Raw genomic sequence first — 6,665 nt, forward strand, 5'->3', positions numbered from 1 at the left:
AGCGGAACCTCGATTATTCAAACATGATGTAAGGGGAATGTCCATGCTTCACAAAACGCTCATCGGCTGGCTCGCAGCCCTCAGTGTCGCAATGGCAACTCAGACGATGGCTGAGGAAACGCTCAGAGTCGGCGTCACGCCAACCGGAGTGCCGTTCACGTTTGTCGACACCGCAACCCAAAAGCCGACAGGCGCGATGGTCGATCTGGCAAGTGCGATTGCCGCGAGCCTTGGCACGACCGCCGATTTTCAAATAAACGCTTTTCCAGCCCTGATCCCGGCACTGACGACCGACAAAATCAATCTGATTTCCGCCAGCATGTTCATAACGGACAAACGAAAGCAGGTAATCGATTTCAGCACGCCGGTTTACGCCTATGGCGAGGCGATGTTTGTTGCTGCCGGCGATAGCAAAAACTACACGATCGAGGAACTCAGAGGTGCGACCGTCGGGGCGCAGATCGGCTCGACCTACGCTGATGCTCTGGAAGCGCTTGGCGTCTTCGGTCAAGTCAAGCTCTACGACTCAATCGCTGACATGATGCGCGATGTGGTTCTGGGCCGCATCAAGGCCGGTTTCGGTGACGCCCCGATCGTCGCATATCAGCTTTCAAAGAATCCCGGCCTGGGTGTTCGCCTCGTCGACGGCTATCAGCCGATGAAAAAAGGCGAGGTCGCGTTGGCAGTTGCCAAGGAAAATCCACTGCTTCTCGAAAAGGTGAATGCCTCCATCGCCAAGCTGAAGGAAAGCGGCGAATTAAGCCGAATATTTGCCAAATATGGCCTTTGAGGCCGACCCGCACTGACCTCGACAGAAGCGCCGGCTGGCAGGACCAAAGGATCGCATCGGAATGACCGGCTTTGACGGCCGGGGTACGTGCCAAGAGGAAGCCGGCCATGACCAAATTCATCGCGCATGCAACGGAATATCTGCCGCTTCTTCTTAACGGCGTTTGGCTGACCGTCATGATAACCCTTCTTGCGCTGTGTCTTGCGACGGCGCTCGGCCTTGTTTGGGCGCTGTTCAGGACATCGGGGATACGCTGTCTCGCCGTGCCGACGCGGCTCCTTGTCGACTTCGTGCGCGGCATACCATTGTTGGTGGTTCTCTTTTATATCTACTTCGTCGCGCCCGAGATCGGCATCAACCTGACTGCGCTCCAGGCTGGCACGATCGGGCTGGGGCTGGCGCACTCCTGCTATCTCGGGGAAACCTTCCGGGCTGGCATCGAGGCGGTCGATAAGGGTCAGGTCGAAGCGGCAAAATCGATCGGCATGAAGCGTCCGTTGATGATGCGCCGCGTCGTGCTGCCGCAGGCATTCAAGATCATCCTGCCGCCTTACGCCAACAATATGGTCATGCTGCTGAAGGACTCCTCGCTTGTCTCGGTGATTTCGGTTCAGGAGTTGACCATGCAGGGCAAGATGCTTGCGTCGTCCACATTCGACAACATGACAGTTTTTACCTTGGTGGCACTGCTTTACCTGTGCCTGACGGTTCCGCTGAACCTGTTTATGCGTAGAATCGAAAGCTATCTTGGGGCGGCGGGATGATCACCTTTGAAAACGTGCACAAGTCCTTCGGCTCCCACGAAGTCCTCAAGGGAATCAACGCCGAGATCGCCAAAGGACAGGTCGTATGTCTGATTGGGCCCTCGGGTTCCGGCAAATCGACGCTTCTGCGATGTGTGAACGGGCTTGAGACCTATCAGCGCGGTCGCATCAGTATCGACGGCACCGTGGTCGATGCCGCCTCGCCCCAGGTTCACGCCATCTGCACCCGCGTTTCCATGGTTTTCCAACGTTTCAACCTGTTTCCGCACCGCACAGCCCTGGAAAATGTCATGGAAGGGCCGCTCTACGTGCTGAAGGAAAATAGGAACCAGGTCCGGGAGCGGGCCACGGCATTGCTCAATCGCGTCGGGTTGGCCGACAAGACGAATGCCTATCCCGCGTCATTGTCGGGGGGTCAACAGCAGCGCGTGGCCATCGCCCGTGCCCTGGCGATGCGCCCACAGGCCATTCTTTTCGACGAGCCCACCTCCGCACTTGACCCGGAAACGGTCGGCGAGGTCCTGCAGGTCATGCGCGCGCTCGCAGACGAGAACATGACCATGCTCGTGGTTACGCACGAAATTCAGTTCGCCCGCGAGGTTTCCGACAGCGTCCTCTTTCTCGACGGCGGCCGGATCGTTGAGCAAGGTCCGGCCAAGGAACTGCTTCGAAATCCGAGACACGAACGCACTAGGGATTTTCTTCACCGGGTCATGCACCCTGTGTGACTGCTGGCCGATGTTGTTTGTCGCCTAGCCTCAGTTCGGACCTGTCACTGCGTAGGGGACAGGCCGTCCCCCGCGAGGACGGCGTTTAAAGTTCTGCGGTTCCAAGGGAATCTCGTCCATGCCGTCTCTTCGGCCGGACGAATTTGCGTGAGAACAGTTGGTTCAAGGGGAATGGAGATTGGCCAATGCTTCAAACCGGCGAGCCAGTCGGGGTTGTAGACTGTATCGGAATGACGATGCCCTTCATCTGGCATTATCACGACGGTGGAGGCTTCCGGATTGTGCCTGGCGAACCAGGCGCCGACCAAGGCTGCGGCGCCGCTGGTCGGCCCCATGAACAGCCCGTGATCGCGAAACAGCCCATGCGCCATTGCGTAGGCCGGCAATGCGCCCACCCAATGAATATCGTCGATCATCTCATGACGAACATTGTCCGGCAAAACGCTGTTGCCGAGCCCGCGCAGCATGCGACGTCCGACAGGCTGGCCAAAGAGCATGCTTCTGTGGGTATCGACAGCAATCATCCTGAGATCAGGAAAGAGCTCACGAAGGAAGCCTCCGGTTCCACAAAGCGATCCCCCAGTGCCCACGCAGCCGACGAGGCAATCGATGCGGCCGAATGATCGAACAACGAGGTCCGCCAGGCGCGCGTAAGCAAGGCGGTTTTCCGGATTGTCGTATTGCCGAGGCCAATACGTGCCCGGGCTATCTTGCAGGGTCTGCTGAAGATACTGGAGCCGACCGCGCTGATTGCCGTCTCCTTGAGGATCGTCGATGGCCATGACTTTGGCACCAAGTTGTTCCAGTCGCCGCCTGAGTTTCAGGTCGATGAGGCTGGAGGCCGTGACAAGTATAAGCGCATAGCCACGAGCCGCAGCCAGCATGGCGATGGCGAGGCCGAATGTGCCCGACGTCGTTTCGATGATGTGACCTTCCCGCCTGAGGCGCCCTGACGCTTCCGCCTGATCGACCATGAACCGGGCGGGGATCAGCTTCATGAGGGAAAAGCAGGCGGCGTTGAGGTTAGGTGCGAGTTGGGCAAAACGCGGCGTCTCGTAGGCGCGTAAATAGTCTTGCGCCGCGGTCACTGGATTAGCCTCGTTTCGGCATTAAGGGCAAACGTATGGACGCCTTGCAGACCTGTGCCGCTCACCTGCCTTGCGAGCTCAGCAGCGCGCATGGCCGCCCTGGGCGCAGTCGCATCCAGAAGGATGCCGATCAATGTTCCGCTGTGGGCCACCTGCACACCGCACGCGTCATGCGCCCGCGCTATATCCAAAATGGTGTCGAAGGATGCCTTCGGCAGGTGCTTCTGACTGATACTGGCGCTGATGGTTGCGACACGTCCAAGCAGGCGGGGATCTTGTTGCCGGATGGAGCGGTTCGCCAGTCCCCGCAGAACACGGAACAGCCCGATTTCCTCACTGTCGTAGCGTGCTCGTCGCATGCCTAGCGTGTCGATCGGTCGGGCACTGCCGTCCCTGAAACCCACCACGAGAAAGGGCGGGAACTCGCCTCCGAAATGTTCGATTGTACGGCCTTCCCGGTGAGCGAAGAGGAGAGCTTGGTCGCAGTAGGCGATGGCGTCGCTTGCGCTTTCCGCGGCAACGGCCAGTCGCGCAACAGTTGACTGGCGCAGCGTGACGCGCGCCGAAGCCGCGACCGCGCGGATCGAGGCAATGACGTCTGCTGTGGAGGAACCGTAGCCGTGCCCTATCGGAATAGAGCTTTCGATCGTCAATTCTCCCCCCCTGCCAGCTACCCCGACATGCTCGAGCGTGAGGGCCGCCGCGCGCGCCGCTTTGACCCGGTTTGCGGGTCGCGGCCGAATGCCATCTTGTTCATCCGGCCAGAAGGTCGCTAGCGACCCTTGCGACGTCAGCGGAAGCGTGACGAGTCCGCGACAAAGCCGTCCGTTGTCCGCTTCAAAGACGCCTTGGAGGAATTCCCCGTGATGGGCGTGTGCCCGACCGACTCCTACCACCAGAGGCCATGTGACAGTCTCCTTGTTGATCTTCCTCGAATGTGTCTGCTGGCCGGATCTCGGTGTGCTTGTCTGGGTCACCGCATCATCTCCTCACCATGGCATTGGGCGATGATGCGTGCGACTGACCCGTGCTGTCACTCGCCAAATCTCGGTAGTCCCATTGGCAAGCACATCATGCAAAGATACGGACAAGATTGCCCCACCAATTGGAGCCTCCAATACTGGACTAGACACAGCAGCACTCGTTTCGGGAACCGTTGGTCTTGCGGCCAACCATTCCGAAACAAGTGCGGCCATGCACGGTATTTTCAGTATTGGTCTTGTAAGGAGGGTTGGACTGCTCACCCTGAGTCAATACTGAGATCTGGCGATAGCCCATAGCGGCCTCACCCAGGCGTCGGCGCTTTAGCTCCTTGCCTCTGCGCGTCTTGCGCGGCTAGGCTGCGTGGCGGCTTGAGCGTTCGATTGCGACCTCACCGGCCCTGCATATCGTCGCGCACGAATCTCTTGTCGTCGAAGCGGTGGTGATGACGGAGGCACAGGGTGGCGACGCCTTGATCGGTGCAGGATCTACCATGGACCGCGGCAGTCGGGAGGAGTTCCTCACCGGGTTCGTCACCCTTGCCGTCTCGTTACGGCCTGAACTGCACCGCTATTGCGCGCGTCTCATGGGGTCGGTCGTCGACGGCGAAGACGTTGTGCAGGATCTTTGCTCGAACCCTCGTTGCTCTCGACCAGTTGTGCAAGATTCCGCAGCTGCGACCCTGGTTCTTCCGGATTGCCCATAGCCGTGCGCCGGACCTGCTGCGCAGCCGTGCGATCCGCGCAGCAGAGCCTATCGAGGCGGCCCTTGAAGTCGTTGTCGACGCCGCTCCGGACCCCGTGAAGATTTTGATGCTTCAGGAAGCGATACAAACTGCGGTGTCTCGCTTTACGGAACTCCCGATCCTCCAGCGCAGCGTCATTATCCTGAAGGATGTGCTTGACGAGCCGCTGGCTGAGATCGCCGGTCTGCTCGATATCACGGTCGATGCCATGACGGGGCGAATCTCCTGCTGCTCCGCTGACTCGACGTTACATCAGGGGGCGCTAATTATCGGTCCTCGGGTCAAAAATCTTAGAAGGCCAACATGCTGAAACCATCGTGGAACAACGCTCGAGGAAGCCGACTTCTATCTCTTTTTCGCAGCTATGCTGATCGTATCACAACGCGGCGGGTCACACGCAAACTTGATTCGTACGGAGATTGGCTGAGAGCCCTCACCCTGACACTACTCCCGACGAGGAAGGCTCATCACTGCAATGCCTGCGATCGCGGTGTGGCGGCTTTTTACCGTTTCGGGGGATACACGCTTATTTGCCCGCTTTGTCATGCCCTGGATCGTGAGCGGTTTTTGATTTGTGCTCTAGACCGTAAGCTTCTCGGGCTTCCGGCGGGACCGCTTAGAATTCTCCAGATTGCGCCGAGCGAAAAGGGGCTTTCAAAGAGACTATCTCAGGCGGGCAACCTCATTAAAGGCGATATTGAGCCCGGACGGTACGGCCCCGATACCGTGCAGGTTGACCTAATGAACATGAACGGCATCAGCGATCTCGATATTGTCGTCTTGTGTCATGTCATGGAGCACGTACCTGACGATCGGCATGTCTTTCGGCAAGTTTGGTCATCCCTTAAGCCTGGAGGACAGGTCTGGATCCAAGTACCGCTTATCTATCGTCAAACGCTCGAAGCGACGCCATCCATGTCACGGAGCGAGCGCGACGAACGCTTCGGCGGATCAGATCACGTGCGAGCCTACGGTCCCGATATCAAGGAGCGTATCGAGGACGCGGGTTTTACGGTTGCTCGAATAAATTCAGACCGTATACCTGCCGCCGATCGCGAGCGTCTTGGGCTTCTCCCCGATACTCTCTTTATTGCCGAACGGCCCGAGTAACACAATTCGGATTGAGAGCGCGAAGTTCCCGACGCCATCCCTGGTGGCGATCATCGCTACTGTGGGCAGGCGCATCACCTGTGACCTCTGCCTTCGGAGGGCAGCTCGCGCCCTCGATGTCGGGCGCTGGCGCCTGCGAGTACAGTGTCATGCGCCACCCGCAGGTTGCACAAGCTATCCCCTCCTGGACTTCACTCGACCTGTAGGCTTGGCCGGATAACCGCGGCCGACACCCGGATCAGAGGTCTATGACTTCAACCCCCTGTCGGCCCATTCTTGCGGATTTGCGGGGCATAGACCACGCGACCACCCAACTTCCGATAGGCAGGTCCGGTGCCGTACGTGCGATGCTTTAGTTGTGTGCGTCAAGTTCTGCAAAATGGCGTGGCATTGCGTTGACGTCGGCGTGTCCGCCGCGCAGCCCCCGTGTTTAGCGGAGCGGCGGACACATGACGGTGC

7 protein-coding genes and 1 pseudogene are annotated in these 6,665 nt (G+C 58.9%); 5 read left to right on the forward strand and 3 right to left on the reverse strand.

Annotated features, from left to right (window positions below; translation table 11 throughout):
* Window positions 1-43: 43 nt before the first annotated feature.
* The 3 genes from NKH33_RS26635 (at window position 44) to NKH33_RS26645 (ending at window position 2,282) form a co-directional block, all read left to right on the forward strand.
* A complete protein-coding gene (locus NKH33_RS26635; protein ID WP_352542327.1) occupies window positions 44-790 on the forward strand; it encodes a substrate-binding periplasmic protein in 747 nt (248 codons plus the stop codon).
* Window positions 791-897: 107 nt separating this feature from the next.
* Window positions 898-1,554, forward strand: coding sequence for an amino acid ABC transporter permease (locus NKH33_RS26640; RefSeq protein WP_352542328.1), 657 nt, complete (start codon window positions 898-900; stop codon window positions 1,552-1,554).
* On the forward strand, window positions 1,551-2,282 hold the full coding sequence (locus NKH33_RS26645) for an amino acid ABC transporter ATP-binding protein (protein ID WP_352542329.1): 732 nt from the start codon (window positions 1,551-1,553) through the stop codon (window positions 2,280-2,282). The genes NKH33_RS26640 and NKH33_RS26645 overlap by 4 nt, the downstream gene beginning before the upstream one ends.
* A gap of 44 nt (window positions 2,283-2,326) precedes the next feature.
* Here the strand turns inward: NKH33_RS26645 and NKH33_RS26650 are convergent, their stop codons facing one another.
* Window positions 2,327-3,370, reverse strand: a complete 1,044-nt coding sequence (locus NKH33_RS26650) for a cysteine synthase family protein (protein WP_352542330.1) — start codon at window positions 3,368-3,370, stop codon at window positions 2,327-2,329.
* Complete coding sequence (locus NKH33_RS26655; protein ID WP_352542331.1) at window positions 3,367-4,023, reverse strand: GHMP family kinase ATP-binding protein; 657 nt, start codon at window positions 4,021-4,023, stop codon at window positions 3,367-3,369. Before NKH33_RS26655 ends, NKH33_RS26650 begins: the two co-directional genes overlap by 4 nt.
* A gap of 942 nt (window positions 4,024-4,965) precedes the next feature.
* Here NKH33_RS26655 and NKH33_RS26660 point away from each other — a divergent pair.
* Window positions 4,966-5,406: an RNA polymerase sigma factor gene (locus NKH33_RS26660; protein WP_502904340.1), complete on the forward strand. Its 441-nt coding sequence runs from the start codon at window positions 4,966-4,968 to the stop codon at window positions 5,404-5,406.
* On the forward strand, window positions 5,400-6,206 hold the full coding sequence (locus NKH33_RS26665) for a class I SAM-dependent methyltransferase (RefSeq protein ID WP_352542332.1): 807 nt from the start codon (window positions 5,400-5,402) through the stop codon (window positions 6,204-6,206). The genes NKH33_RS26660 and NKH33_RS26665 overlap by 7 nt, the downstream gene beginning before the upstream one ends.
* Before the next feature lie 258 nt (window positions 6,207-6,464).
* Here the strand turns inward: NKH33_RS26665 and NKH33_RS26670 are convergent.
* Window positions 6,465-6,571 (reverse strand): annotated as a pseudogene (locus NKH33_RS26670) (helix-turn-helix transcriptional regulator); the annotation flags it as partial.
* Window positions 6,572-6,665: the final 94 nt, after the last annotated feature.

Source organism: Mesorhizobium sp. M1182 (genome assembly GCF_040318335.1).
In the GTDB taxonomy this organism is placed as follows: domain Bacteria; phylum Pseudomonadota; class Alphaproteobacteria; order Rhizobiales; family Rhizobiaceae; genus Mesorhizobium.